The 26004-nt window shown below is 69.0% G+C and carries 24 protein-coding genes and 2 tRNA genes; 7 read left to right on the forward strand and 19 right to left on the reverse strand.

Annotation, left to right across the window (positions count from 1 at the left end; genetic code table 11):
• Positions 1 to 28: 28 nt before the first annotated feature.
• The 3 genes from ACJ512_RS20900 to ACJ512_RS20910 all read right to left on the reverse strand — a co-directional run bounded on the left by ACJ512_RS20900 (position 29) and on the right by ACJ512_RS20910 (position 4118).
• Positions 29 to 1288: a saccharopine dehydrogenase family protein gene (locus tag ACJ512_RS20900; RefSeq protein ID WP_369737891.1), complete on the reverse strand. Its 1260-nt coding sequence runs from the start codon at positions 1286 to 1288 to the stop codon at positions 29 to 31.
• A gap of 135 nt (positions 1289 to 1423) precedes the next feature.
• The gene (locus tag ACJ512_RS20905; protein WP_369737890.1) at positions 1424 to 1999 is read right to left on the reverse strand and encodes a transglycosylase family protein; all 576 of its coding nucleotides are present in this window, start codon (positions 1997 to 1999) and stop codon (positions 1424 to 1426) included.
• 1108 nt (positions 2000 to 3107) lie between these two features.
• The gene (locus ACJ512_RS20910; RefSeq protein WP_369737889.1) at positions 3108 to 4118 is read right to left on the reverse strand and encodes an Lrp/AsnC family transcriptional regulator; all 1011 of its coding nucleotides are present in this window, start codon (positions 4116 to 4118) and stop codon (positions 3108 to 3110) included.
• 99 nt (positions 4119 to 4217) lie between these two features.
• On the opposite strand from ACJ512_RS20910, the gene ACJ512_RS20915 reads away from it, so the two are divergent.
• Both ACJ512_RS20915 and ACJ512_RS20920 read left to right on the forward strand, forming a co-directional pair.
• Positions 4218 to 4967: an SDR family oxidoreductase gene (locus ACJ512_RS20915; protein WP_369737888.1), complete on the forward strand. Its 750-nt coding sequence runs from the start codon at positions 4218 to 4220 to the stop codon at positions 4965 to 4967.
• Between the two features lie 14 nt (positions 4968 to 4981).
• Positions 4982 to 5839, forward strand: a complete 858-nt coding sequence (locus ACJ512_RS20920) for an LLM class flavin-dependent oxidoreductase (protein ID WP_369737886.1) — start codon at positions 4982 to 4984, stop codon at positions 5837 to 5839.
• 80 nt (positions 5840 to 5919) lie between these two features.
• On the opposite strand, the gene mobA is transcribed toward ACJ512_RS20920, so the two are convergent.
• The 9 genes from mobA to ACJ512_RS20965 all read right to left on the reverse strand — a co-directional run bounded on the left by mobA (position 5920) and on the right by ACJ512_RS20965 (position 15821).
• Positions 5920 to 6528: a molybdenum cofactor guanylyltransferase gene (mobA, locus tag ACJ512_RS20925; protein WP_369737885.1), complete on the reverse strand. Its 609-nt coding sequence runs from the start codon at positions 6526 to 6528 to the stop codon at positions 5920 to 5922.
• A gap of 2 nt (positions 6529 to 6530) precedes the next feature.
• Complete coding sequence (locus ACJ512_RS20930; RefSeq protein WP_369737883.1) at positions 6531 to 7622, reverse strand: 2-oxoacid:ferredoxin oxidoreductase subunit beta; 1092 nt, start codon at positions 7620 to 7622, stop codon at positions 6531 to 6533.
• Between the two features lie 72 nt (positions 7623 to 7694).
• Positions 7695 to 9656: a 2-oxoacid:acceptor oxidoreductase subunit alpha gene (locus tag ACJ512_RS20935; protein WP_369741512.1), complete on the reverse strand. Its 1962-nt coding sequence runs from the start codon at positions 9654 to 9656 to the stop codon at positions 7695 to 7697.
• Between the two features lie 231 nt (positions 9657 to 9887).
• On the reverse strand, positions 9888 to 11174 hold the full coding sequence (locus ACJ512_RS20940; RefSeq protein WP_407685800.1) for an MFS transporter: 1287 nt from the start codon (positions 11172 to 11174) through the stop codon (positions 9888 to 9890).
• Between the two features lie 42 nt (positions 11175 to 11216).
• Positions 11217 to 12497: an ATP-dependent Clp protease ATP-binding subunit ClpX gene (gene clpX / locus ACJ512_RS20945; protein WP_369737881.1), complete on the reverse strand. Its 1281-nt coding sequence runs from the start codon at positions 12495 to 12497 to the stop codon at positions 11217 to 11219.
• A 387-nt stretch (positions 12498 to 12884) separates the two neighbouring features.
• Positions 12885 to 13520: an ATP-dependent CLP protease proteolytic subunit ClpP2 gene (clpP2, locus tag ACJ512_RS20950; RefSeq protein ID WP_369737880.1), complete on the reverse strand. Its 636-nt coding sequence runs from the start codon at positions 13518 to 13520 to the stop codon at positions 12885 to 12887.
• Positions 13517 to 14104: an ATP-dependent CLP protease proteolytic subunit ClpP1 gene (clpP1, locus tag ACJ512_RS20955; RefSeq protein WP_369741511.1), complete on the reverse strand. Its 588-nt coding sequence runs from the start codon at positions 14102 to 14104 to the stop codon at positions 13517 to 13519. Before clpP1 ends, clpP2 begins: the two co-directional genes overlap by 4 nt.
• A 128-nt stretch (positions 14105 to 14232) precedes the next feature.
• The gene (gene tig, locus ACJ512_RS20960) at positions 14233 to 15651 is read right to left on the reverse strand and encodes a trigger factor (RefSeq protein ID WP_407685799.1); all 1419 of its coding nucleotides are present in this window, start codon (positions 15649 to 15651) and stop codon (positions 14233 to 14235) included.
• A gap of 93 nt (positions 15652 to 15744) precedes the next feature.
• Positions 15745 to 15821: transfer RNA gene (locus ACJ512_RS20965), tRNA-Pro, on the reverse strand.
• A 132-nt stretch (positions 15822 to 15953) separates the two neighbouring features.
• Between ACJ512_RS20965 and ACJ512_RS20970 the strand changes: the two genes are divergently transcribed.
• Positions 15954 to 16024, forward strand: a tRNA-Gly gene (locus tag ACJ512_RS20970).
• 32 nt (positions 16025 to 16056) lie between these two features.
• On the forward strand, positions 16057 to 17256 hold the full coding sequence (locus ACJ512_RS20975) for a serine hydrolase domain-containing protein (RefSeq protein WP_369737878.1): 1200 nt from the start codon (positions 16057 to 16059) through the stop codon (positions 17254 to 17256).
• Between the two features lie 9 nt (positions 17257 to 17265).
• On the opposite strand, the gene ACJ512_RS20980 is transcribed toward ACJ512_RS20975, so the two are convergent.
• From ACJ512_RS20980 to ACJ512_RS20995, 4 genes are all read right to left on the reverse strand, one after another.
• Positions 17266 to 17397, reverse strand: a complete 132-nt coding sequence (locus ACJ512_RS20980; RefSeq protein WP_407685798.1) for a hypothetical protein — start codon at positions 17395 to 17397, stop codon at positions 17266 to 17268.
• 266 nt (positions 17398 to 17663) lie between these two features.
• The gene (locus ACJ512_RS20985) at positions 17664 to 18476 is read right to left on the reverse strand and encodes an Fpg/Nei family DNA glycosylase (RefSeq protein WP_407685797.1); all 813 of its coding nucleotides are present in this window, start codon (positions 18474 to 18476) and stop codon (positions 17664 to 17666) included.
• A gap of 9 nt (positions 18477 to 18485) precedes the next feature.
• Complete coding sequence (locus ACJ512_RS20990) at positions 18486 to 18965, reverse strand: ribose-5-phosphate isomerase (RefSeq protein WP_369737875.1); 480 nt, start codon at positions 18963 to 18965, stop codon at positions 18486 to 18488.
• A 42-nt stretch (positions 18966 to 19007) separates the two neighbouring features.
• On the reverse strand, positions 19008 to 19631 hold the full coding sequence (locus tag ACJ512_RS20995) for a mycothiol-dependent nitroreductase Rv2466c family protein (protein WP_407685796.1): 624 nt from the start codon (positions 19629 to 19631) through the stop codon (positions 19008 to 19010).
• Between the two features lie 106 nt (positions 19632 to 19737).
• Here ACJ512_RS20995 and pepN point away from each other — a divergent pair, with 106 nt between their 5' ends.
• On the forward strand, positions 19738 to 22341 hold the full coding sequence (gene pepN, locus ACJ512_RS21000) for an aminopeptidase N (RefSeq protein ID WP_407685795.1): 2604 nt from the start codon (positions 19738 to 19740) through the stop codon (positions 22339 to 22341).
• Between the two features lie 100 nt (positions 22342 to 22441).
• Here pepN and ACJ512_RS21005 read toward each other — a convergent pair whose 3' ends face one another.
• The 3 genes from ACJ512_RS21005 to ACJ512_RS21015 all read right to left on the reverse strand — a co-directional run bounded on the left by ACJ512_RS21005 (position 22442) and on the right by ACJ512_RS21015 (position 23860).
• Positions 22442 to 22909, reverse strand: a complete 468-nt coding sequence (locus ACJ512_RS21005) for a DUF5130 domain-containing protein (RefSeq protein ID WP_369737871.1) — start codon at positions 22907 to 22909, stop codon at positions 22442 to 22444.
• Entirely contained in the window at positions 22896 to 23123 is a 228-nt protein-coding gene (gene ctaJ / locus ACJ512_RS21010) for an aa3-type cytochrome oxidase subunit CtaJ (protein WP_369741510.1), read from the reverse strand. The genes ACJ512_RS21005 and ctaJ overlap by 14 nt, the downstream gene beginning before the upstream one ends.
• A gap of 89 nt (positions 23124 to 23212) precedes the next feature.
• Complete coding sequence (locus tag ACJ512_RS21015; RefSeq protein WP_369737869.1) at positions 23213 to 23860, reverse strand: HNH endonuclease; 648 nt, start codon at positions 23858 to 23860, stop codon at positions 23213 to 23215.
• 153 nt (positions 23861 to 24013) lie between these two features.
• On the opposite strand from ACJ512_RS21015, the gene ACJ512_RS21020 reads away from it, so the two are divergent.
• A complete protein-coding gene (locus tag ACJ512_RS21020; RefSeq protein ID WP_369737868.1) occupies positions 24014 to 24403 on the forward strand; it encodes a globin in 390 nt (129 codons plus the stop codon).
• Positions 24403 to 25977 (forward strand): glycoside hydrolase family 13 protein, encoded by a 1575-nt coding sequence (locus ACJ512_RS21025; protein ID WP_369737867.1) that lies wholly within the window; start codon positions 24403 to 24405, stop codon positions 25975 to 25977. Before ACJ512_RS21020 ends, ACJ512_RS21025 begins: the two co-directional genes overlap by 1 nt.
• Positions 25978 to 26004 lie beyond the last annotated feature (27 nt).

The raw sequence follows: 26004 nt of genomic DNA on the forward strand, positions 1-26004 counted from the left end.
CGGGGGTCCGGCCCGCCGGGCCGTGGATCTACCCGAGTCGATCGGTCTGCAGCGACACCCCGGCGGCCGGGAAGCGCGCCAGCAGTGCCTCACCCATCGCGGCCGCGGGCGTCAGGACGCCGCGCAGCTCGGAGAGCTTGTCGCGGTCCATCGCCAGGGCGAGACCGCACTCGCCCAGCAACACCGAGGTCGCCTTGTAACCCGGATCGCCGTGCTGCTCCATGCGTGCCACATATCTGGCTCCGGTGCTGGTGGTGGTGTACGTCTCGATGCGGTAGTAGCCGCGCTCACGCGCGGCGGGGCTGGGCCCGGTGCCGGGTTTGGGCGCGATGCGCTCCAGCAGCGGGCGAGGCAGTAGCCGGAAGTAGCGGCCGCCCAATCCGAACGTCGCGCCGGCGATCCCGGTGACGACGCCGGACGCCAGGGGTGCGACGACCGGGGCCGATCCCACGCTCATGCTTTCGGTGTAGCGGAACCGGTGGCCGTATCCCCAGTCCAGGAGCGCGTTGCTACGGCGGACGATCCGCGTGTTGTAGGGCGCCATGACAAAGCCAGCGGTCCACAAACCGGCCAGTTCCGGCGCGATCTGGCGACCACGGCGCCAGGGCAGGTCGGGCTGCGGACCGAGCTCCGGTTCGGCGCCGCGGTCGGGGGTCAGCGTGTAGGGGTCGGCGAGCTGGCGGCGTGCCTCGGGGTCGCGGGAGGCGGTGTCGAGCAACTCCATCATCGAGGCGATCGTGCCACCCGAGAATCCCCCGGAGAACGACTTCACCACCAGATCGGTGTCGGTGAGCTCGCCCGCGCCCGCGTCACGAACCGCCCGGTACAGCGCGTACACGGTCAGGTCGGAGGGTACGGAATCGAACCCGCAGGCGTGCACGATGCGGGCGCCGGTGTCGGCGGCCTGCTTGTGGTGGAGGTCGATGCTGTCGCGGACGAACATCGCCTCCCCGGTGAGGTCGGCGTAGTCGGTGCCCGCCGCGGCGCAGGCGGCCACGAGCGGCAACCCGTAGCGGGTGTAAGGCCCGACCGTGGTGACGACCACCTGAGTGCGCGCGGCCATCTCGTCGAGCGTCGACGGCGCGGAGGCATCGGCGGCCAGCAGCGCCCAGGACTGCGCGGATTCACCCAGGGTGTCGCGCACCGCGCGCAGGCGCTCGGTTGACCTGCCGGCGAGCGCTATGCGGGCCTGCCCGCCCGCCCGCGCCAGGTATTCGGCGGTCAGCTTCCCGACGAAGCCGGTCGCCCCATATAAGACGATGTCGAATTCGCGCGGCGATGCGGTCACGGATCCCGACGCTACCCGACCGGCGACCGCTGCGGCGGCCCCGCCGACAAGGAATGCCGGGCCGTGCGGCCCGGCATTCCTTGTCACGGTTGCGACGGCTATCCAGACTCGGGCCGCCGCCGGCCGCGGCCCTCGTCAGCCGCGCCGCCCGCAGACCGGCCAGGCTCTGATGCCCTGCGAGTGCAGCACGTTCTCGGCGACGCGGATCTGCTCCTCGCGGCTGGCGCTGGCCGCGGAGCCACTGCCGCCGTTGGCGTGCCAGGTACCCGGGGTGAACTGCAAGCCGCCGGAGTAGCCGTTACCGGTGTTGATCGCCCAGTTTCCGCCGGACTCACACTGCGCGATGGCGTCCCAGTCCACGCTGTACGCCCGCTGCGGAGGCGGCGGCGGGGCGTCGGGGCCCGGAGGGGCGTCCGGCGGCGGTGGGGCGTCGGGGCCCGGAGGGGCGTCCGGCGGCGGCGGCAGGTTCGGGTCGAAGTCGGCGGGCGGCGGGGCGTCCGGAGCCGGCGGCGCGTCCGGAGCCGGCGGCGCGTCCGGAGCCGGCGGCGCGTCCGGCGGCGGGGGAACGTTCGGGTCGAAGCCCACGGGAGCGGGGGGAGACCCGTTCGAGTCCAGGCCGGCCGGTTCCGCGGTGGCGGTGGCGGCGGACGGCATGCTCGCGAGCGTCCCGCTGATCGCGGCAGCGATGAGCGTCTTGCGGACGTTCTTCAAAAGGTGTTCCTTTCGCGATTTGCGCGCGCCAAAGCAAGCCCATCGGTGTGGGCTTGGGTGCCATGTCTGTGCGGAAGTGGCTCTCTGGGGCGTGCCGTCTCGTTTCGGCCCGACAGCGGGGGTTCGCAACTGCCAGGCGGACTGTCAGCCGCCGGCCGGGGCGGCTCGCGCCGCTCCCACCCCCCGCTCACACGCGGGGCCGTGGATTCAGTTTTCGTTTGCCCGTCTCGGGCCAACAGGGACGCTACGAGAACCGCCCATGTTTTTCATCTTCAGGAAATGGATATCTCATTCCTATAACGAACCGATCACAGAGCGGTCGGAGAAATATTTCCGCAGGTCAAGCTTGGATTTCGCGCTCCCGTCATCCGCCGTACACTGCGGGGCGAGAGTGACCCTAATCACGCGTAAATTGTGACTCAGGCCACGGTGTCGGACGTTTGGCACCGCACGTTACGGCGGCGGGACCGCGATCCGGCACTGCAGTCACCCCCAGCCGGACCACATCGCGCGACCGGATCGACGCAGCATCAGCAAATCGCCTCCACAACTGAATCTTTCGCTGCGACGTATTGCCAAAGGCTGAAACCACATCCGAATCGGGCAGCCGAATTATGTTCCTGGGCAACGCTTTCAGAGCAGATTTTTTCGGGCTCGCTGCGCGATCGCCCGACCACGCGGCGTTCCCGACGAGGGCGAGTCGCGAAAAACAGCGCCGCGCTGCCGGTGGCCCCCGTTTTGCCGTAAATCCGTGGACCGCTTGCGGGAGCCGCACGTAACGGCCCCGCCAGACCAATCAAGCTCTCCCCCAATCGCCGTCGCGCCAACGGACTACGATATGGGCGCGGCCCGGCAGGTTATTGTCGTTCCAATGGATTTCCGAAGATAATGGCACCCACCGCAGCCCGAACGGATTGCTGCCGGAATGATAATGCGAATTCGCTGGACGCCAATAAACCGGGAAAGATGCGAAGTGCCGGCGAGCGATGATCGAAGCGCCGCGGGTGAATGGGCCCCGGCCCGCGGCCGACCGCGCGGCCGAGGGGGTCCCCGATGTGGCAGAAGACGGTCCATAACGACCAATTGCGCCGCCGCCGAGACGAGTCGCTCAGCGCGAGGTGCGGGCCGGGCGGGGGTTGAGCAGCCTGCCGTGGGCCACCAGCGATCCGTGTTGCTTGAGGCGCTGAGTGCGGATGTTGACCTCGTAGCCGAGGATCGCCTCGATCTGCCCGAGTTGCTCGCTGAGGTATCGGTACAGATCGTCGGTGTCTCGACAGATGGCGATCGCCATCAGGTTCTTGGTCCCGCTGACGGCGCCGGCGAAGGCGATGCGGTCGTGTGCCGCGATCAGCTCGCCGACGCGGTGTAGGTCGCGGGGGGCCACCGTCAGCCAGAGCATGGCGCTGAGCTGGTGGCCGAGCCGCTCGGGCAGCACGTCGACGTCGTAGATCAGCGCGCCGCAGGCTTCCAGCGCCGCGATCCGCCTGCCCACTCGCGAGACCGACCAACCAGTGCGTGCGGCAAGCCGCGACTGCGGTGTGCGGCCGTCTTCGGCAAGCGCCTCGAGGATGTGGCGGTCGTCTGCGGTGGGCGAGAACCGCTGAACGCAGGACACCGGGCCGGTCCGCTCGGCCAGGATCTCTTCGGCTTGCCGGTCGGACAGCGTGTGCCCATAGCCGGTCCACGGCGCGGTTGCGGGGTGGCCGAACGAATGCAGCAGCAGATCGATGGTGATGTCGGTGACCGAAGTTGTTCGTGGCAGTAGCCGGGGCAGGAGGTCCTCGCGCGTATCGCCCAGCGGCGCCCGGACGACGCAGACCAGGTCGGTCCATCCGGCCAGCACGTTGGCGTGAGACACGTCTCGGCGGCGCACCAGCGCGTCGGCCAGCTGCGATATACGGTCGGGTGCGGCGCGCATGCGGCACACCCAGCTCGCTTCGCCGTCCGCCCACCGGTTCTCCAATCCGACAACGCGCACCACGCCGTCGCGGCGCAGCCGGTGATAGCGCCGGGCGACCGTTTGCTCAGTGGCCTCGACCACGGCGGCGATCCGGCGGAACGAAACCCGGGGGGCCAACTGAAGAGCATGCAGGATCTGCGCGTCCAGATCGTCGATCACGAGGAAAAGTATCCATCCCGATTGGCTCAGACGAGGACTTCTGCATGATTCGACCGCAGCGGTCGTGGTTTCGGCGCTACCGCTGTCAGCCTGGACTTCATGAACCTGACGGGCAACACCATCCTGATCACCGGCGGCGGCAGCGGAATCGGCCGCGGCCTGGCCGAAGCGTTGCATCGAGCGGGCAACCGGGTGGTGATCGCCGGGCGCCGTCGCGAGGCGCTGCGGGCCGTCGCCGAGGCGAACCCGGGTATCGAATACCTCCGGCTGGACCTGGCGGAGCCGGATGGCATCGGCCGGTTGGCCGCCGAACTGCCCGGCCGCCACCCCGGCCTGAATGTCCTGGTCAACAACGCAGGCATCATGCAGACCGAGGACCTGGTGGCCGGCGATCCCGCCCTGGCCGAGATCGCCGACATGACTGTGGCTGTCAACCTGCTGGGGCCGATGCGGCTCACCGCGGCACTACTACCGACCCTGCTCGGGCAGCCGCACGCCGCGATCGTCAACGTCACCTCCGCTCTGGCGTTCGTGCCCAAAGCGGTCGCGCCGACCTACTCGGCGACCAAGGCGGGCCTGCACGCCTACACCCAGTCGCTGCGTCGCCAACTGCGCCACACCCCGGTCCAGGTGATCGAGATCATCCCGCCGCAGGTCGAAACCGACATGCTCGCCGGCCACCCGAGCGGTCCCCACGCGATGTCGCTGGATGCCTTTGTCGTCGAGGCGATGTCGCTGCTGCGCAGCCAACCCGACGCCGGCGAGATCGTGGTGGAAGCCGCCAGACGGGTGCGATTCGCCGCCCGCGACGGCCACTACGACGACGTCTTCGATGCGGTGAACCCCTGAAAGGAACGATCCCCATGCACATCGGAATAGGACTGCCCAGCCATGTAGCGCACGTGCCCGGCCCGCTGACCGCCCGGTGGGCCCGCCGAGCCGAGCAGCGCGGCTTCGCCCACTTGGCCGCGATCGACCGGCTGGTCTATGAAAGCCTCGACTCGATCGTCGCGCTGTCGGTGGCCGCTGGCGCGACCACCGAGATCGGCTTGATGACCAACGTGCTGCTGGCGCCGCTGTACCCCGCGGTACTGCTCGCCAAGCACGTCACCAGCCTGGCCGACGCGTCCGGCGGCCGGCTCACCCTTGGCCTGGGCATCGGTAGCCGCCCCGACGACTACACCGCGGCCGGCGTGGACTATCGGCGGCGGGGACGCATCCTCGACCAGACCGTCGCCGTGCTGCGCGACACCTGTGACGCCAAAACCGTTACGGGCGACAAGGCGCTCGGCCCTGCGCCGGTGCGGATTCCGATCCTGTTCGGTGGACGCGCGGACGCGACGATCCGCCGCGCCGTGACGATCGGTGACGGCTGGACCGCCGGAGCGCTGCGTGACTACGCCAACCAATCGGTGCTCGCCGACCGGGTACGTGCGGCGTGGAGGGAGGCGGATCGCCCGGGACGCCCCCGGCTCCAGGCCAGCGTCAACTTCGCCTTCGGTGACGCCGGCACCGTCGCGTCCGGTCGTGCCCACCTGCAGCGCTACTACGGCTTCAAGCCGGACTACGCCAGGCTCAACGTCGCCGACATGCTCACCTCACTGCGGGATGCGGCGCAGACCGTGGTCGCCTACCGCGACCTGGGCTTCGACGGGCTCGTGTTCCATCCGTGCGTGGCCGATATCGACCAGATCGACCGCCTGGCCGACGCGGTGCTGTGATGCCAACTTGTTTACGACCACCCGGACAAGGTGTGGCGGCGTGGATCAAACGGGCGCGGCGGCGGCCGGTGTCGGGGTTGCTAGGCCAAGGCCCGCAGGTCGGCGTCCGTGTTGACGTTGGTCAGCGACCGCGCATCCACCATCACCACCCGCTGGGCGTCCGAGGCATCGACCAGGGCGCTCATCCTGCGGGCACCGCCGGCCACCAGCGCGTCAGCCCGGTCGGCCAGGTTAGTCCGGTACACGGCCGCGAGGTAGTGGTCCTGTCCGTCCCACGGCAGCACCACCTCGGCGTTGGTCTCGGTGGCACGGCGGACGAGATCGTCGATGAGGTCGACGGCCAGCAGGGGCATGTCGACGGCGCACACGAAGGCCAGCCGGGCGCCCGCATCCGCCGCCGCGCGCAGTCCGCGCGCAGTCGCCGGCAAGGGTCCCAGGCCGCGGAGTTCGTCGCGCACGATGTGAGCCCGCAGCGCGGGCAACGGCTGGCCCTGCGCGGCCATGACGAACACCGGCTCGCAGCGCTGTCCGATGACGCCGACGACGTGCTCGATCATGGTGGGCGCGCCGGAGGCCCCCGCGCCCGCCGGGACGGGCAGGTTGGCCTTGTCGCGGCCCATGCGCTGCGATGCCCCGCCGGCGAGTACCACCCCGGCAAGCGACACTGCGTCCGGCATCCGCTCTGCCACCTCTACTCGACGGTCCAGGTGTCGCGCCCGCGCAGCAGCGACTGCAGCGCGACGCGGTCGGACGGGGTCGCGTCCCGGGCGGCGCGGACCTGCGCCCGGGCCGCGTCGTCGTAGGTGGGCCGGCTGATGTCGCGGAAGATGCCCAGCACGGTGTGGTCGAGGTTCTGGTCGGACAGCCGCGACAGGGCGAAGGCGTACGCGGAGTCGTCGGCGTGCGCGTCGTGCACGACGATCTCCTCAGCCGCCACGTCGGCGGTCTTGGCGACGTCGAGGCCGAATCCCGACCGCACCACGCAGTATTCGCCGTTCGCGCCGAACACGATCGGCTCGCCGTGGTGGACGTTGATCACCCGCTCCTCGGCGCCCTCCTTGCGCAGCGCGTCGAACGAACCGTCGTTGAAGATCGGGCAGTCCTGCAGGATTTCGACCACGGCGGCGCCGCGGTGCTCGGCGGCGGCGCGCAGCACCTCGGTCAGCCCGGTGCGGTCGGAGTCCAGCGCGCGACCGACGAAAGTCGCCTCGGCACCCAGCGCCAGGGACACCGGGTTGAACGGCTGGTCCAGCGATCCCATCGGGGTCGACTTGGTGATCTTGCCGACCTCGGAGGTGGGCGAATACTGGCCCTTCGTCAGCCCGTAGATCCGGTTGTTGAACAGCAGAATGGTGATGTTGACGTTGCGGCGCAGCGCATGGATCAGGTGGTTCCCGCCGATCGACAACGCGTCGCCGTCCCCGGTGACCACCCACACCGAGAGATCCTCGCGGGCGAGTGCCAGACCCGTGGCGATGGCCGGCGCGCGCCCGTGAATCGAGTGGAAGCCGTAGGTTTCCAGGTAGTACGGGAACCGGCTGGAGCAGCCGATGCCGCTGATGAACACGATGTTCTCGCGACGCAGCCCGAGGTCCGGTAGGAAGTTGCGGATGGTGTTGAGGATGACGTAGTCACCACAGCCCGGACACCACCGGACTTCCTGGTCGCTGGTGTAGTCCTTGGCCTTTTGCGGCTGATCAGTGGTGGGCACGCCCGTGTTCTTGGTCGGCCTCGGCGTCACCCCGAGGTCCGCGCCTACCAGATTGTCGATCACGTCAGTCACGAGCGCCGCTCCTCCTCATCGCTTCGCTCTGCATCGTCTCATCGCTTCGCTCTGCATCGTGCCCGGCGCGGGTCATGCGCTCGCTCCCGCCCCAACCGTCGCCGCCGCCATTCTGGCGACCATCGTCTTGTCTTGCTCGATCTCGGCCAACGTTCCACCCAGCGCGGCGTTGATGAGCCGACTCACCTCGTCGGCCAGGAACGCGACGCCCTGAACCTTGGTGACCGACTGCACGTCCACCAGATACTTGCCGCGCAGTACCAACGCCAGCTGGCCCAAGTTCATTTCCGGCGCCACCACCTTCGGGTAGCGCCGCAGCACCTCGCCCAGGTTCGCCGGGAACGGGCTGAGGTAGCGCAGGTGGGCGTGGGCGACCTTGACGCCCCTGCGCCGCGCGCGCCGGCAGGCTTCCCCGATCGGGCCGTAGGAACTGCCCCACCCGATCAGCAGCAACTCCGCGTCGCCGGTCGGATCGTCGACCTCGAGGTCGGGCACGGAGATCCCGTCGATCTTGGCCTGGCGCAACCGGACCATCAGGTCGTGGTTGACCGGCTCGTAGGAGATGTTGCCCGAACCGTTCGCCGCCTCCAGACCGCCGATGCGGTGCTCCAGGCCGGGGGTGCCCGGAATGGCGAACTGGCGAGCGAGCGTCTCGGGGTCGCGAGCGTAGGGCTGGAAGGGCTCGCCGGCCTTGGCGTAGGTGTGCGTGATCGGTTGCAGCTCGTCGACGTCGGGAATCCGCCAGGGCTCCGAGCCGTTGGCGATCGCGCCGTCGGACAGCACGATCACCGGCGTGTGGTAGGAAACCGCGATGCGCACCGCCTCGAGCGCCGTCGCAAAGCAGTCGGACGGAGTCCGCGGGGCGAGTACCGCCACCGGCGACTCTCCGTTGCGGCCGTACAACGCCTGCAGCAGGTCGGCCTGCTCGGTCTTGGTCGGCAGGCCGGTGGAGGGACCGCCCCGCTGCACGTCGACGACGATCAGCGGGAGTTCGGTCATCACGGCGAGGCCGAGCGCCTCCGACTTCAGCGAGAGGCCCGGCCCGGACGTGCTGGTGACCCCGAGCGCACCGCCGTAGGCGGCGCCGATCGCCGCGCAGATGCCGCCGATCTCGTCTTCGGCCTGGAAGGTGACGACGTCGAAGTTCTTGTGCTTGGACAGCTCGTGCAGGATGTCCGACGCCGGCGTGATCGGGTAGCTGCCGAGCACGACGGGGATGTCGGCCAGCCGTCCCGCGGTGACGATGCCGTAGGCCAGCGCGGTGTTACCCGAGATCTGGCGGTATTCGCCGGCCGGCAGGCTCGCCCGGGAAACCTCGTAGGTGGTGCCGAAGGCCTCGGTGGTCTCGCCGTAGTTCCAGCCGGCCTTCAGGGCCAGCACGTTGGCCTCCGCCACATCGGGCTTGCGGACGAACTTCTCCCGGATGAAGTTTTCGCTGGCCTGGATCGGACGCCCGTACATCCACGACAGCAGGCCCAGCGCGAACATGTTCTTGGCGCGCTGGCCGTCCTTCTTGGAGGCCCCGATCGTCTCGACGGCACCGAGGGTCAGCGTCGTCATCGGAACGGGATGCACCACGTATTCGGACAACTCGCCGGACTCGAGCGGGTTGCTGACGTAGCCCACCTTGGTGAGGTTGCGCTTGGTGAACTCGTCGGTATTGACGATCACCATGCCGCCGCGCGGCAGGTCGCCGATGTTGGCCTTGAGCGCCGCCGGGTTCATCGCGACCAGGACGTCGGGCCGGTCACCGGCGGTCAGGATGTCGTGATCGGCGATCTGGATCTGGAAGGAGGACACTCCGGGCAGGGTGCCTGCGGGGGCCCGGATCTCGGCCGGGTAGTTCGGCTGGGTGGCCAGGTCGTTGCCGAATAGCGCGGCTTCCGAGGTGAATCGGTCGCCGGTCAGCTGCATCCCGTCGCCGGAGTCGCCGGCGAACCGGATGACGACCTGCTCCAGACGCTGGCGGTCACTCCCAGGCTGAGACGCCGCGCCATGAGAATCTGATCCGGCTCCGCTGCCGTTCGGATCCACGTCCACGCCTCCCATTTGTTAACCGGACAGGCACTCCGCCGCAGCCATAGGTTACGCGCAGTCGGAGCGATTACCGCGTGCTCGCGCTTTTATGTCACTCGTAGTACCAATTATGGCACCGGATTTCAGCCCGCATGACCGTGTTCGACGACTTCGTCGGGTCCGTTTCCCCACGAAAAGCCCTAGTACGCGGGGCATTGCAATGCCGGCTTGACAAAACTGTGGTATTGGTCACGTACGCCGGGTAAAGCCACGCGCACCACTGCCGAAAGCCTTATTCGGGACGCCGGATTCGGTGGGCGCCGTTTCGGGCATCGCGACCAGATACAGCACAAAGCCCGCGGCGGCGAGAGCACCGAGGGAGGCGAAGGCCGCGGGATAGCCCGCCGCCACCACGATCGACCCGGCGGCCAGATTCGACACCGCGGCCCCGATCCCCGTCGCGGCCGTCACCGCGCCCAAACTGACGTTGAACCGGCCGGTGCCGTGCGTCACGTCCTGGACGACGAGCGGAAACAGCGCACCGAACACGCCGGCTCCCACACCGTCGAGCATTTGCACGCCGACCAGCCAATAGGAGTTGTCCGACACCGTGTAGAGAAAGCCCCGGACGGCCAGGACCGCGAAACCTGCCAGGAAGATCGGCTTGCGCCCCCACGAGTCGGCCTTCGCCCCGGTCACGTAGGCCACCGGAACCATGACGACCTGCGCGGCCACGATGCAGACCGCCATCAGTGCGGTCCCGACGTCTTTGTTGTGCAGCGCCAGGAGCTGGCCGACCAACGGGAGCATGGCGGCGTTGGCGAAATGGAAGGTGATCACCGTCGCGGCGAAGATCATCAGCCTGCGGTTGTGCAGCAGCACAGTCATCCCGGACGGCCGCTGGTGCGGCTCTCCGCGCGCGTGGTCCATGCCGCGGGCGACGTCGTGATCGATCGCGTCGCCCGGAATCCGCAGCGTGGCCGCCACACTTCCGACGGCGACCGCCGCGAGCACCCAGAACGCTGCGGCCGGTCCGAAGAAGTAGGCCAGCCCGCCGGTAACGGCTGCGGCCGAAGCGTTTCCGGCGTGGTTGAAGGATTCGTTGCGTCCGATGCGCCGGGAGAACAAGCGTGGACCGGTGATGCCCAGGGTGATCGCGGCCAGCCCCGGCGCGAAGAGGGAGCCGGCGAGCCCGGTGAGCACCTGCAGCGCTGAGATCGGGTACAGACCCGGGAAGAACGGCATCGCCAACGATCCGGCGGTGACGGTCAGCGCGCCGCCGACGAGCAGCGCCCGCTTGGCCGTCGTCCGGTCCACCCACGCACCGGCCGGCGCCTGCGCGACGATCGCCGAGATACCCCCGACCGCCATGACGAGCCCGATCGACGCCTGGTCCCAGTGGTGGGTCAGCAACAGGTAGATCGAGAGGTACGGGCCCAGCCCGTCGCGGACATCGGCCAGCAGGAAGTTCAGTAGGTCCAGCGCCTGCGCCAGCGGACCCGGAACCTGGTCGACCGAATCACCATCGTCGGGCACGCGCGCTTACAGCCTCACGGGTGCGCCGCCCGGTGGATCAGATCAGGCGCTCTTGTCGCGGCGCTCGCTGCGCGACGGCTTGCGCGGCACGATCGTCGGCAGCACGTTGTCCTGCACGGTCTCCTTGGTCACCACGACCTTGGCGACGTCGTCACGACTCGGGATGTCGTACATGACCGGCAGCAGGACCTCTTCCATGATGGCCCGCAGGCCCCGGGCACCGGTGCCGCGGTGGATCGCCTGGTCGGCGATCGCTTCCAGCGCGTCGTCGGTGAGCTCCAGTTCCACGTTGTCCATCTCGAAGAGCCGGGTGTACTGCTTGACCAATGCGTTCTTCGGCTCGGACAGGATCTTGACCAGCGACTCGCGGTCCAGGTTGGTCACCGAGGCGACCACCGGCAGCCGCCCGATGAACTCCGGGATCAGGCCGAACTTGATCAAGTCCTCGGGCATCACTTCGGCGAAGTGGTCGGTGGTGTCGATCTCGGCCTTGGAACGGACCTCGGCGCCGAAGCCCAGACCGCGCTTGCCGACCCGCTCGTAGATGATCTTCTCCAGCCCGGCGAACGCACCCGCAACGATGAACAGCACGTTGGTGGTGTCGATCTGGATGAACTCCTGGTGCGGGTGCTTGCGGCCACCCTGCGGGGGAACCGACGCCTGGGTGCCCTCGAGGATCTTCAGCAGCGCCTGTTGCACGCCCTCACCGGAGACGTCGCGGGTGATCGACGGGTTCTCGCTCTTGCGGGCGATCTTGTCGACCTCATCGATATAGATGATGCCGGTTTCGGCGCGCTTGACGTCGTAGTCGGCGGCCTGGATCAGCTTGAGCAGAATGTTCTCGACGTCCTCACCGACGTAGCCGGCCTCGGTCAGCGCGGTGGCGTCGGCGATGGCGAACGGGACGTTGAGCATCTTGGCCAGCGTTTGGGCCAGGTAGGTCTTGCCGCAGCCGGTGGGTCCCAGCATCAAGATGTTGGACTTGGTCAGCTCGACCGGCTCCACCCGCGAGTCGCGGCTCTTCTCGCCGGCCTGGATCCGCTTGTAGTGGTTATAGACCGCAACGGCCAAAGTCCGCTTGGCGGTGTCCTGGCCGACGACGTATCCCTCGAGGAAGTCGCGGATCTCGGCCGGCTTGGGCAGTTCGTCGAGCTTGACGTCGTCGGCGTCGGCGAGCTCCTCTTCGATGATCTCGTTGCACAGGTCGATGCACTCATCACAGATGTACACGCCGGGACCAGCAATGAGTTTCTTGACCTGCTTTTGGCTCTTCCCGCAGAACGAGCACTTCAGCAGGTCACCGCCGTCTCCGATGCGCGCCATGGGCTAAAGGCCTACTTCCTGTTCGCCGTTCGTCTTGCTGTCCCGCATGTAATCCCCGACGCTACCCGCTTGCTCGGGCCTGCCGCGACAATTACCGCCGAATCGCGTCAGTGGTATTCAAGTCGTGTCCGCCTGAAAGGAACATATAGGCAAACGGGGCCCTCCACTGCCGAGACGCGCAGCGCATGCCTTGGCGTGTCGCGGTCGTTACCCGACCGTGGCTCGGGCACGTACCGAACCCTGGGTGCGGGTAGCCACCACCCTACAGCGACCATGCGGCGGCCGGCGGTGTAAAAACCCGGCGCCGCCGCCAAGGCGGGCGTGTTGGGGCCGCGAAAACCCCGCCGTCGGTGCAGGTTCGGCGCAGGGGGTAACCGCCGACCGGAACTACGAGTTCTGCGCGGAGAGCTTCCGGTACTCGAGGACGGTGTCGATGATCCCGTAGTCCTTGGCGTCTTCGGCGGTCAGGATCTTGTCCCGGTCGGTGTCCTTGCGGATCACCGCGGGGTCCTTGCCGGTGTGGCGGGCCAGCGTGGTCTCCATCAGCGTGCGCATCCGCTCGATCTCGGCGGCCTGGATCTCCAGGTCGGAGAACTGGCCCTGGATCACACCCTGAAGCGACGGCTGGTGGATCAGCACCCGCGCGTTGGGCAGCGCCATCCGCTTGCCGGGCGTCCCCGCCGCCAGCAGCACCGCCGCGGCCGACGCGGCCTGGCCCAGGCAGACCGTCTGGATGTCGGCGCGCACGTACTGCATGGTGTCGTAGATCGCCATCAGCGAGGTGAACCCGCCGCCGGGTGAGTTGATGTACATCGTGATGTCGCGGTCGGGGTCCAGCGATTCCAGCACCAGCAGCTGCGCCATGATGTCGTTCGCCGACGCGTCGTCCACCTGCACGCCGAGGAAGATGATGCGCTCCTCGAACAACTTGTTGTAGGGGTTGGACTCCTTGACACCGAAGCTGGAGTGCTCGATGAACGACGGCAGGATGTACCGCGCCTGAGGTTGGGTCTGAGGGTTCACTGGGCTTCTCCGTTGACGTGGGCGGCGCGGGTGATGATGTGGTCGACGAAACCGTATTCGAGGGCTTCCTGAGCGGTGAACCAGCGGTCCCGGTCGGAGTCCGCCTCGATCCGCTCGATCGGCTGCCCGGTGAACTCGGCGTTCAGCCGGAACATCTCCTTCTTGATGACGTGGAACTGCTCGGCCTGGATGGCGATGTCGGCCGCGCTGCCGGTCACCCCGCCCAGCGGCTGGTGCATCAGGATCCGGGCGTGCGGCAGCGCGTAGCGCTTGCCCTTGGTGCCCGCCGCCAACAGGAACTCGCCCATCGAGGCGGCCATGCCCATCGCGTAGGTGGCGATGTCACAGGGCGCCAGGACCATGGTGTCGTAGATCGCCATCCCCGCGCTGATCGATCCGCCCGGGGAGTTGATGTACAGCGAGATGTCCTTCGTGGCGTCCTCGGCGGCGAGCAGCAGGATCTGCGCGCACAGCCGGTTGGCGATTTCGTCGTTCACCTCCGAACCCAGGAAAATGATGCGCTCGGACAGCAAGCGCTCATAGACCGAGTCCGTGAGGTTGAGACCCTGCGAGTTCGAACGCATGTCAGTCACGACTGGGTTACCTGCTTTCTCGAGTTACGTATGATCCGACCCTAACCAACGGAGCCCGCCGCGTGGCGGCCGCGCGCCCCCTCAACCGGGCACGTTCGCTCAGAGCGTCATGCGCCGGGTCATTCCTGCGCGTCGGCGGCGACCACCGGCTCGGCCTCCGGGCCCGCTTCGCCGGCGGCCTCGGCCGGCTCGCCGTCCCCGGCCTCGTCGCCCCGCGGGCGCTTGCCGAAGAAGTCGCTGGTGTCGATCGTGTTGCCGTCGGTGTCGGTGACCGTCGCGGCCTCGACCACCGCGGCGACGGCCAGACCGCGCCGCACGTCGGCGAACATGGCCGGCAGCTGGTTGTTCTCCTGCATGTAGGCGAGCAGTTGCTGGGGCTCGATGCCGTACTGGCGGGACGTGGCGACCAGCCGTTCGGTCAGGTCGTCCTGACCAACCTGAATCTCCAGGTCGTCGGCCAGCGTATCCAGCAGCAGCTGCCGTTTGACGTCCTTCTCCGCGGCCTCGCGAGCCTCGGCCTCGAACTCGTCGCGCGACTTGCCCTGCTGGGCGAGGGCCTCGGCGAGCTTGGCGTCGTCGTGGCCGAGGCTGCTCAGCGCGTTGTGCACGGCGCTCTCGTACTGGGACTGCACGACCGCCTCCGGCAGCGGCACGTCGACCTGCTCGAGGAGCGCGTCCATCGTCGCGTCGCGAATCTGCTCGGCCTGCTGGGCCCGCTTGGCCCGCTGGACCTGCTCGCGCAGATTCGAACGCAGCTCCTCGATGGTGTCGAACTCGCTGGCCAGCTGCGCGAACTCGTCGTCGGGCTCGGGCAGTTCGCGTTGCTTGACCGACCGCACGGTGACGGTGACCTGGGCGTCCTGCCCGGCGTGCTCGCCGGCGGCCAGCTTGGCGGTGAATTCCCGGGACTCGTCGACGGACAGGCCCACCAGCGCGTCGTCGAGTCCGGCGATGAGCCGGCCCGAGCCCACCTCGTGGGAGAGGCCCTCCGCGGTGGCGTTCGGAACCTCTTCGCCGTCGACGGTGGCCGACAGGTCGATCGAGACGAAGTCGCCCGTGGCCACCGGCCGGTCCACACCGGTGAGGGTGCCGAACCGGGCCCGCAACGACTGCAGTTCGGCGTCGACGTCGTCGTCGCCGACCTCGACCGGGTCCACGGACACCGTCAGCGAACTCAGGTCCGGAAGGGTGATCTCGGGCCGGACGTCGACCTCGGCGGTGAAGGTCAGATCCTGGCCGTATTCCTTCCGGGTGACCTCGATGTCGGGCTGGCCGAGCGGCTGCACCTCCGACTCCATGACGGCCTGTCCGTACCGGGCGGGCAGCGCCTCGCTGACCACCTGATCGAGCATCGCCTCCCGTCCGAAACGGGCCTCGAGCAACTTCGCCGGCGCCTTGCCGGGCCGGAAGCCGGGCAGCCTTATCTGCTTGGCCAGCTCCTTGTAAGCCCGCTGGAAGTCGGGCTCGAGTTCTGTGAAAGGCACCTGCACGTTGATGCGCACCCGGGTGGGGCTCAACTGCTCGACGCTGCTCTTCACGGGTGTGCTCCTCGGTGTTTGTTTCTGGCTGTCGGTGGCTCGCTGATGGTGGCTTGGCGTGCCGGCGCAGCTGCGGCACGGGGCCGGTCGCGCTGGTCGGGGTGACAGGATTTGAACCTGCGGCCTTCCGCTCCCAAAGCGGATGCGCTACCAAGCTGCGCTACACCCCGCACTGACCAGGCGATCCTACGGCCCGACCGTGCCGGCTGCGCAGCCGCCCACAGCCTCACGGAACGATCACAAAACCGCGTCGATTAGATTTGATCTCGGCGGGCGGATACAGTCTCGCTCGACTAAAACATGCGGGCGTAGCTCAATGGTAGAGCCCTAGTCTTCCAAACTAGCTACGCGGGTTCGATTCCCGTCGCCCGCTCGGGCTAAGTATCTGCTCGATAGAAAGGCGCCATGAACGACGCCGGAACAGACACTGCCATCCACGGCTTCTGCGCGCCGGACTTCGTCCGGGTGCGCGAGGCGTTCGCACGCAACTTCGCGTCGCGCAACGAGGTCGGCGCGGCCGTCGCGGCCTGGGTGGACGGCGACCTCGTCGTCAACCTGTGGGGCGGCTCGGCCGACGCGGCCGGCACCCGGCCCTGGCGGCAGGACACCCTGACCACCGTGCTGTCGGGCACCAAGGGTCTGTCGGCGACCTGCGTCCACCAACTGGCCGACCGCGGCGAGCTGGACCTGCAGGCCCCGGTGGCGCGCTACTGGCCCGAGTTCGGGCAAGCCGGCAAACAGGACATCACGCTGGCGATGGTGATGAGCCACCGCTCCGGGGTGATCGGTCCGCGTCACCCGATGCTCTGGGAGGAAGTCGCCGACTGGGATCACGTCTGCGAGCAACTGGCCGCCGCCGAACCCTGGTGGGAACCGGGCACCGCCCAGGGCTACCACATGACCACCTTCGGTTTCATCCTCGGCGAGGTGTTCCGCCGGGTCACCGGCCGCACCATCGGCCAGTATCTGCGCACCGAGATCGCCGAGCCGATCGGCGCCGACGTCCACATCGGCCTGTCCCCGGCCGAGCAGCGCCGGTGCGCCGAGCGCGTCAACAAGCCGCACGCGCGCAACCTGCTGGCCGACGCCCACGCCCCGGGCTACCCGACCAGTCTCGTCGAGCACCCCAAGGCCGGGTTGTCGGTCTCGATGGGCTTCGTCCCGGACGACGAACTGGGCTCACACGATTTGCAGCTGTGGCGACAACTCGAGTTCCCCGGCACCAACGGTCAGGTCTCGGCGCTGGGACTGGCGACCTTCTACAACGCGCTGGCCCAGGAGAAACTGCTCAGCCACGAGCACATGGACCTGGTCCGGGTCTGCCAGGGCGGCGCCGACACCGATCTGGTGCTCGGGCCGCGCGTCGCCGACCACGGGTGGGGCCTGGGCTACATGCTCAACCAGCGCCGCGTCAACGGGCCCAACCCGGGGATCTTCGGCCACGGCGGGCTGGGCGGGTCATTCGGTTTCGTCGACCTCGAGCACCGCATCGGCTACGCCTATGTGATGAACCGTTTCGACGCCACCAAGGCCAACGCCGATCCGCGCAGCGTGTCCCTCAGCAACGAGGTGTACGCGGCTCTGGGGGTCGGGCTACCGGCCTAGCGGCCGGCGTCAGCGTTCGTCAGTGCGGGCCACCGGGACCACCCGGGCCACCGGGACCGGCCGGGCCACCCGGACCACCGGGTCCGGCCGGACCACCCGGACCACCGGGGCCACCGGGGCCGCCGGGACCGCCCAGTCCACCGGGTCCGGGGTACGGGTTGGGACCGGGTCCGCGCCAGTTGTCGTGGCAGTTGGCGCCGTCCCAGTTCGGTCCCCAGCCCGGGTCCCAGTAGTCCCCCGGGCACCATTGCGGGAAAGGTCCCGGCTGCGCGTGCGCCTCCGCGGTGATCCCCAGGCCCGCCAACCCGAGGCCGCCGATCGCGACGGCCGCTGCAGCGAATTGTGAAATTTTGTTCACGAGAGCCTGAGTACCCCGCGACCGCGGCCACGCAAACGTACGGCGTCGTTCACGTCTGGCAGGTCGGGCACCAGAACACGTTGCGGCCCTCGAGTACAGCGGTGCGGACCGGTTCCCCGCACACCCGGCACGGCTCCCCGGCGCGGCGGTACACGTAGGTCCGGGGCCGTCCGGGCCGGTACGACGGTGCGCCGCGGTCGTGTTCGCGACGCACCACGACGATCTTGCCGCGCGACAACCCGACCTTCATCAGCGCCACCAGATCGGTCCACGCCTCCCCGAACTCCGCCTCGCCGACGTCACGGCCGGGCCGGAACGGGTCGATGCCGTGGCGGAACAGCAACTCGCTGCGGTAGACGTTGCCCACGCCGGCGATGACGGTCTGGTCCATCAACAGCGCACCGATCGGCCTGCGGGACTTGGCAATTCGCACCCAAGCCCACGATGAGTCAGCGTCGCCGCGCAACGGGTCGGGCCCGAGCTTGGCTACGACGTCGGCGACCTGACCCTCGTCGATCACCTCGCACACCGTCGGGCCGCGCAGGTCGGTGCCGAAATCGGCGCCCACCATGCGCATCCGCACCTGTCCGACCGCTTCCGGGAGTGCATCGTCGGGACCCGCGGGCACCGGCCATTCGGTGAACGTGCCGTACAGCCCGAGATGCACGTGCACGATCGGGCCGCCGGCGTAGTGGTGGAACAGGTGCTTGCCCCAGGCGTCGGCGCGTCGCAACACCCGGCCGTGCACCAGGGCCGCCGAGTCGGCGAAGCGGCCTTGCGGGCTCGACACCGCGACCGGCGCCCGGCCGAAACGCCGCTGGTGCAGCCGGGCCAGCCGGTGCAGCGTATGCCCTTCGGGCACCCGCGGCGCTCAGGCCCCGGCGCCGGGCACCGGCGGCGCCTGGTGGGTACGTTCGTATTCGCTGAGGATGTCGATACGCCGTTGGTGGCGTTCGGCTTTCGACCACGGCGTGCTGACGAAGGCGTCCACCATGGCCAGCGCCTCCGCCTCGGTGTGCATGCGGCCGCCGATGCCGATCAGCTGCGCGTTGTTGTGTTCGCGCGCCAGCTTGGCGATTTCGACGTTCCACGCCAGCGCGCAGCGGGCCCCGGGGACCTTGTTCGCCGCGATCTGCTCGCCGTTGCCCGATCCGCCCAACACGATGCCCAGACTCTCGGGGTCGGCGACCGTGCGCGTTGCGGCGGCGATGCAGAACGCCGGGTAGTCGTCCTCGGCGTCGTAGCCGTACGCGCCGCAGTCGATCGGCTCGTGGCCGGATTGCTCGAGGTGCTCGATGATTTTCTGCTTGAGCTCGAATCCGGCGTGGTCAGAACCGAGGTAGACGCGCATGCCCGACATTGTGCCCGACCCGGTCGCGCCACCCCCCGGGGGCTAGTCGAACTCGGGCTTCTCGGTGCGGGTCCGCTTGAGCTCGAAAAAGTGGGGGTAGGCGCTGAAGGTGACCGAGGCGTCCCACAGCTTGCCGGCTTCCGCGCCGCGCGGAATTCGCGAGAGCACCGGCCCGAAGAACGCCACGCCGTCGACGTGGATGGTGGGCGTGCCGACGTCGTCACCGACCGCGTCCATCCCGGCGTGGTGGCTCTTGCGCAGGGCTTCGTCGTAGGCGTCGCTGTCCGCGGCCTCGGCGAGTTCGGCCGGCAGGCCGGCGTCGGCGAGCGACGCCTTGATGACCTCGGGCAGGTCCTTGTTGTCCTCGTTGTGGATCCGGGTGCCCATCGCCGTGTACAGCGGACCCAGCACGCCGGTACCATGGGCCTGCTCGGCGGCGATCGCCACCCGCACCGGGCCCCACGCGTGCTTCATCATCTCGCGGTACTTGTCGGAGAGCCCTTCGCGGTTCTCGTTGAGGATCGCCAGGCTCATCACACGGAAGTTCACGGTGATGTCGCGAACCTTCTCGACCTCGAGGATCCAGCGGGAGGTGATCCACGCCCACGGGCACAACGGGTCGAACCAGAAGTCGGCCTGGGATTTGACGGGGGCCTCTGCGGGCATGGCGCAGTCCTCTCCTCGAAAGCGGATGACGCTGGCGAACACCGTCCAGCACAACCGTAGTCGCCGCGGGTGTGTTCCCGTCCCCTCCTGCACGTAAGTTGGACGCGTGGCCCTTCCTAATCTCACCCGGGACCAGGCGGTCGAACGTGCCGCGTTGATCACCGTCGACAGCTACCAGATCAGCCTCGACCTCACCGACGGCTCCGGCGCGCCCGGCGACCGCGCTTTCCGGTCCACCACCACCGTGGTGTTCGACGCGCTCGCCGGCGCCGACACCGTCCTCGACATCGCCGCCGACACGATCCGCAGCGCCACCCTCAACGGTCGCGACCTCGACGTGTCCGGCTATGACGAGTCGACCGGCATCCCGCTGCGCGGGCTGGCCGACCGCAACGTGGTCGTCGTCGACGCCGACTGCCGCTACTCCAACACCGGCGAGGGACTGCACCGGTTCGTCGACCCGGTGGACGACGAGACCTACCTGTATTCGCAATTCGAAACCGCCGACGCCAAACGCATGTTCGCCTGCTTCGACCAGCCGGACCTCAAGGCGACGTTCGACCTTAAAGTGACCGCGCCCAAGCACTGGAAGGTCGTCTCCAACGGCGCGACCGTATCGGTTGACGAGACGGACGGGGCCGGCGTGCACACCTTCGCCACCACCCCCCGGATGAGCACCTACCTGGTGGCCCTGATCGCCGGCCCCTACGCCGAATGGACGGACCGCTACACCGACGAACACGGCGAGATCCCGCTGGGCATCTACTGCCGCGCCTCGCTGGCGCAGTACATGGACGCCGAGCGGTTGTTCACCCAGACCAAGCAGGGATTCGGCTTCTACCACAAGAACTTCGGCATGCCCTACGCCTTCGGCAAGTACGACCAGCTGTTCGTGCCCGAATTCAATGCCGGCGCAATGGAAAACGCCGGCGCGGTGACGTTCCTCGAGGACTACGTGTTCCGCAGCAAGGTCACCCGCGCCTCCTACGAGCGGCGCGCCGAGACGGTGTTGCACGAGATGGCGCACATGTGGTTCGGCGACCTGGTGACCATGACGTGGTGGGACGACCTGTGGCTCAACGAGTCGTTCGCGACGTTCGCCTCGGTGCTGTGCCAGGCCGAGGCCACCGAGTTCACCGAGGCCTGGACGACGTTCGCCACCGTCGAGAAGTCGTGGGCCTACCGCCAGGACCAGTTGCCCTCGACGCACCCGATCGCCGCCGAGATCCCCGACCTGGCCGCCGTGGAGGTCAACTTCGACGGCATCACCTACGCCAAGGGCGCGTCGGTGCTCAAGCAGCTGGTGGCCTACGTGGGGCTGGAGCACTTCCTGGCCGGACTGCGCGACTACTTCCGCGCCCACGCGTTCGGCAACGCCACGTTCGGCGACCTGATCTCCGCGCTGGAGCAGGCCTCCGGCCGGGACCTGTCGGACTGGGGACGGCAGTGGCTGAAAACCACCGGCCTGAACACGCTGCGGCCGGAGTTCGACGTCGACGGCCCGGGCGCTGAGGGCAGGTTCACCCGGTTCGCGGTCACGCAGAGCGGCGCCGCGCCGGGCGCCGGGGAGACCCGGGTGCACCGGCTGGCGATCGGCATCTACGACGAAGACCGGTCCGGCAAGCTGGTCCGGGTGCACCGGGAGGAACTCGACGTCGAGGGTCCGCAGACGGAGGTGCCCGCGCTGGTGGGTGTTTCGCGCGGCAAGCTCGTCCTGGTCAACGACGACGACCTGACGTACTGCTCGCTGCGCCTCGATGCCGAGTCACTTCGCACCGCGCTGGAGCGGATCGCCGACATCGCCGAACCGCTGCCCCGCTCGCTGGTGTGGTCGGCGGCGTGGGAGATGACGCGCGAGGCCGAGATGCGGGCCCGGGACTTCGTGGCGCTGGTGTCCGGCGGGGTGCAGGCCGAGACCGAGGTCGGCGTCGCGCAGCGGCTGCTGATGCAGGCGCAGACGGCGCTGGCCTCCTATGCCGAGCCGGGCTGGGCGCGCGAACTGGGCTGGCCGGCGTTCGCCGACCGGCTGCTGGAGCTGGCGCGCGGCGCAGCGTCCGGCTCCGACCACCAGCTCGCGTTCGTCAACACGCTGTGCTCCTCGGTGCTGTCGACCCGCCACGTCGAGACGCTGACCGCCCTGCTCGACGGGGATCCGGCCGAGCAGGGTCTGGCCGGCCTGGAGATCGACACCGACCTGCGCTGGCGCATCGTCACCGCGCTGGCCACCGCCGGCGCGATCGACGCCGACGGGCCCGCGACCCCGTTCATCGATGCCGAGGCCCGGCGCGACGCGACGGCCGCCGGCCGGCGGAACGCCGCCCAGGCCGCGGCGGCTCGGCCGCAGCCGCGGGTCAAGGAGGAGGCCTGGACCAAGGTGGTCGAGGACGACACCCTGGCCAACATCACGGCCCGGTCGATGATCGCCGGCATCGCGGCGCCCGGACAGGGCGAGCTGCTCGAACCGTTCGCGGCGCGCTACTTCGAGGCGATCCCCGGGGTGTGGGCGCGCCGCTCCAGCGAGGTCGCCCAGACCGTGGTGATCGGCCTGTACCCGCACTGGGACATCAGCGACGCCGGTATCGCCGCCGCCGACGAGTTCCTGCGCGCCCCGGAGTCGGAGGTGCCGCCAGCCCTGCGCAGGCTGGTGCTGGAAGGCCAGGCCGGGGTCAAGCGGGCCCTGAAGGCCCGCAAACTCGACGCGGCCGGCTGAGGGCGCGGCGAGTCGCGAGCGTGCATGTTTGTACGCCGGTGACCGGCGTGCCGCGCACAAGTGCGCACGCTCGCGACACCCCCGGACGCCGAGGGGGCGATCAGGCCGGGGAGATCCCGGCGCTGAGCACGCGGATCGCGCTGACCAGCCCGTCGACCAGGTCGCCCTGCTCGAACGCCGATGCGGCCGCGGCAACCCCCAGGGGTGCGGCCGACTCCGCGCCGCGGCCCCGGACCTGAGAGCCGTAGACGACCTCGATGGCGCACTGGTCGGGCGAGACGGCGAGCAGCACCGCGTTGTCCGGCGTCGGCACCTTGGCCAGGATCTCGCGCGCCCGGGCGGCGGTGTCGCTGCCCAGGTCGCCCAGGTAGATGGCGAACCGCGCCCTCGACGCCCGCGAGCCGTATTTGAGCGCGTCGTCGATGGCGACGAGGTCCTTGATCGGGAACGGATACTTCACCGACAGTTCGCCGGGCTCGGTGACCGCCGAGATCCGTCCGCTGCTGGTGATGACGGCGCCCTCGGGCAGGTCGCCCTGATCGATCGTCGCTAGCTCACCATGTGCCACTGGCGCCACCTCCCACTGAGAACTTCGCTGCGTCGTGCCCACCGTGCGCGTGGCCGACGGCTTCGTCCGTGGCCGCCCACAGGATCGGCGGATGTGTCCAGGGCTCGGAGAGCTTGTAGGTCGCGGGGTGCGGCCCCTTGCGCGAGAAGATCGGCACCGCCAGCAGGATCACCAGCAGCAGCGGGATTCCGATAAAGAACAGGTGGATCTGCATAAGGCTCACGACGCAAACCGTATCCCACCGGGGCGCCTTGCGGGGCACCCGGATGGGCCTGGCATGAGCCCCGGACGACCCCGGACCGGCTAAGCCGCGCCTTCACCGAGATAGCGGGTCCACGCCGGGTCCAGCTCCTTGACCGTGGACAGCAGCCGCCAGTGTTGGCCCGTCGGCGGCATCGGCGCCCGGCGCAGCGTCCAGCCGAGTTCGGCGAGCAGCTTGTCGCCCTTGCGGTGGTTGCACGTCGAGCAGCACGCGACGCAGTTCTCCCAGGAGTGGTCGCCGCCGCGGCTGCGCGGCACCACGTGGTCCACGGTGTCGGCTTTCGCGCCGCAGTAGGCGCAGCAGAAGCGGTCGCGGTGCATCAGCGCGGCGCGGGTCATCGGCACGCGGGCGCGGTAGGGCACCCGCACGAATGCCCGCAGCTGGATCACCGAGGGCACCACGATCGAACTGGTCGCCGAGTGGATGACCGGTCCGGCCGGGTCGTGGTGCACCACGTCGGCCTTGCCGCAGATGACCATCACGATGGCGCGCCGCATCGGCAGCGCCGTGAGCGGCTCGTAGGTGGAGTTGAGCAGCAGCACCCGCCGCCGGCTCCAGATCGACGAGCCGTCCGGGCGAGGGGGAGGGTAACTCTCAACACTGTGCAGGCATGACGCGGTCGCTGGCTCGGTCGACCCTGCCGCGGCACCGGAACTGCGGTGGCTGCGGCGTCTCTTGCCCTGCGCCATAGATCCTCCGCGGATAGTCCACCATGATTCGCCGCGGATCGCACCCCTATTCCCGGGGTGAGCCGTGTCCATCCGGTGAACAGCAGGCAAGTCTTGGCGCAGGTTTGCGCCCGGCGCGCCTCGCCCGCCGCCCCATGCACCACAATGGAGGAGATGGATCAGGTCAGCTTTTACGACGCCGTCGGCGGTGCCGAAACCTTCAACGCGATCGTCTCGCGGTTCTACGAGCAGGTTCCCGAGGACGAGGTCCTGCGCGAGCTGTACCCCGCCGACGACCTGGCGGGCGCCGAGGAAAGGTTGCGGATGTTTCTCGAGCAGTACTGGGGCGGCCCGCGCACGTACTCCGACCAGCGCGGCCACCCGCGGCTGCGGATGCGCCACGCCCGATTCCGGATCACGCCCATCGAGCGGGATGCGTGGTTGCGCTGCATGCACACCGCCGTCGCGTCCATCGACTCGCAGACGCTTGACGACGAGCACCGCAAAGAGTTGCTGGACTACCTCGAGATGGCCGCCCACTCGCTCGTGAACTCGACCATCTGATGGCGGGCGCGACGGACACGCCGTGGTGGTCGAACGCGGTCTTCTACCAGGTTTATCCGCGGTCGTTCGCCGACAGCAATGACGACGGGGTCGGCGACCTGGACGGGCTGACGGCCCGGCTGGGCCACCTGCAAGAGCTCGGTGTCGACGCGATCTGGCTCAACCCCGTCACCGTGTCCCCGATGGCCGATCACGGCTACGACGTGGCGGACCCGCGCGACATCGATCCGTTGTTCGGCGGGCTGGCGGCGTTCGAGCGGCTGGTCACGGCCGCACACCAGCGGGGCATCAAGGTCACCATGGACGTCGTCCCCAACCACACCAGCTCCCAGCACCCGTGGTTTCGGGCCGCGCTGGCCGCGGGTCCGCGCACCGAGGCGCGGGATCGGTATTTCTTCCGCGACGGGCAAGGCCCCGACGGGGCGGTGCCGCCGAACAATTGGGAGTCGGTGTTCGGCGGCCCGGCCTGGACGCGGGTGGTCGAGCCCGACGGCGAGCCCGGCCAGTGGTACCTGCACCTTTTCGACGCCGAGCAGCCGGACCTCAACTGGGACAATCCCGAGGTCTTCGACGACTTCGAGAAGACGCTGCGGTTCTGGCTGGAGCGCGGCGTGGACGGCTTCCGCATCGACGTGGCGCACGGCATGGCCAAGCCCGAGGGCCTGCCGGACGCCAAGGACAACAGCACGGTGTTGCGCCACACCGACGACGACCCGCGCTTCAACAACCCGAACGTGCACGCCATCCACCGCGACATCCGCACGGTGGTCGACGACTACCCCGGGGCGATGACCGTCGGCGAGGTGTGGGTCACCGACAATCGCCGCTGGGCGGAATATCTGCGGCCCGACGAGCTGCACCTCGGCTTCAACTTCCGGCTCACCCGAACCGAGTTCGACGTTACCGAGATCCACGACGCGATCCAGAACTCGCTGGCGGCCGCGGCGCTCGTCGACGCCACCCCGACCTGGACGCTGTCCAACCACGACGTCGGCCGGGAGGTCACCCGCTACGGCGGCGGGGAGGCCGGGCTGCGCCGGGCGCGCGCCATGGCCATGGTGACGCTGGCCCTGCCCGGTGCGGTGTTCGTCTACAACGGCGAGGAACTGGGCCTGCCCGACGTCGACCTGCCCGACGAGGTGCTGCAGGATCCCACGTGGGAACGCTCCGGACACACCGAGCGGGGCCGCGACGGCTGCCGGGTCCCGATGCCGTGGTCGGGTGACACTCCCCCGTTCGGTTTCTCCGGCTCCGCCGACACCTGGCTGCCGATGCCGGAGGACTGGGCGGCGCTGACGGTCGAGAAGCAGCGCGCCGACGCCGGGTCGACGTTGTCGTTCTTCCGGCAGGCGATCGAGTTGCGCAGGGCCCGTGCGGAATTCGAAGGCACCGCGATCGACTGGCTGACGGCGCCGGCCGACGCGCTGATTTTCCGCCGCCGCGCGGGCGGGTTGCGTTGCGTCCTCAACGCGGGCAGCCGGCCGATCCCGCTGCCGCAGGGGGAGGTCATCCTGGCCAGCGTGCCGCCGGCCGGCGGCGCCTTGCCGCCCGACGCCGCGGCGTGGCTCGTCTAGTCCCGCTGCGTGCATCGGACCTCAGGC

It is taken from the genome of Mycobacterium cajalii (assembly GCF_045809005.2).
Taxonomy (GTDB): Bacteria; Actinomycetota; Actinomycetes; order Mycobacteriales; family Mycobacteriaceae; genus Mycobacterium.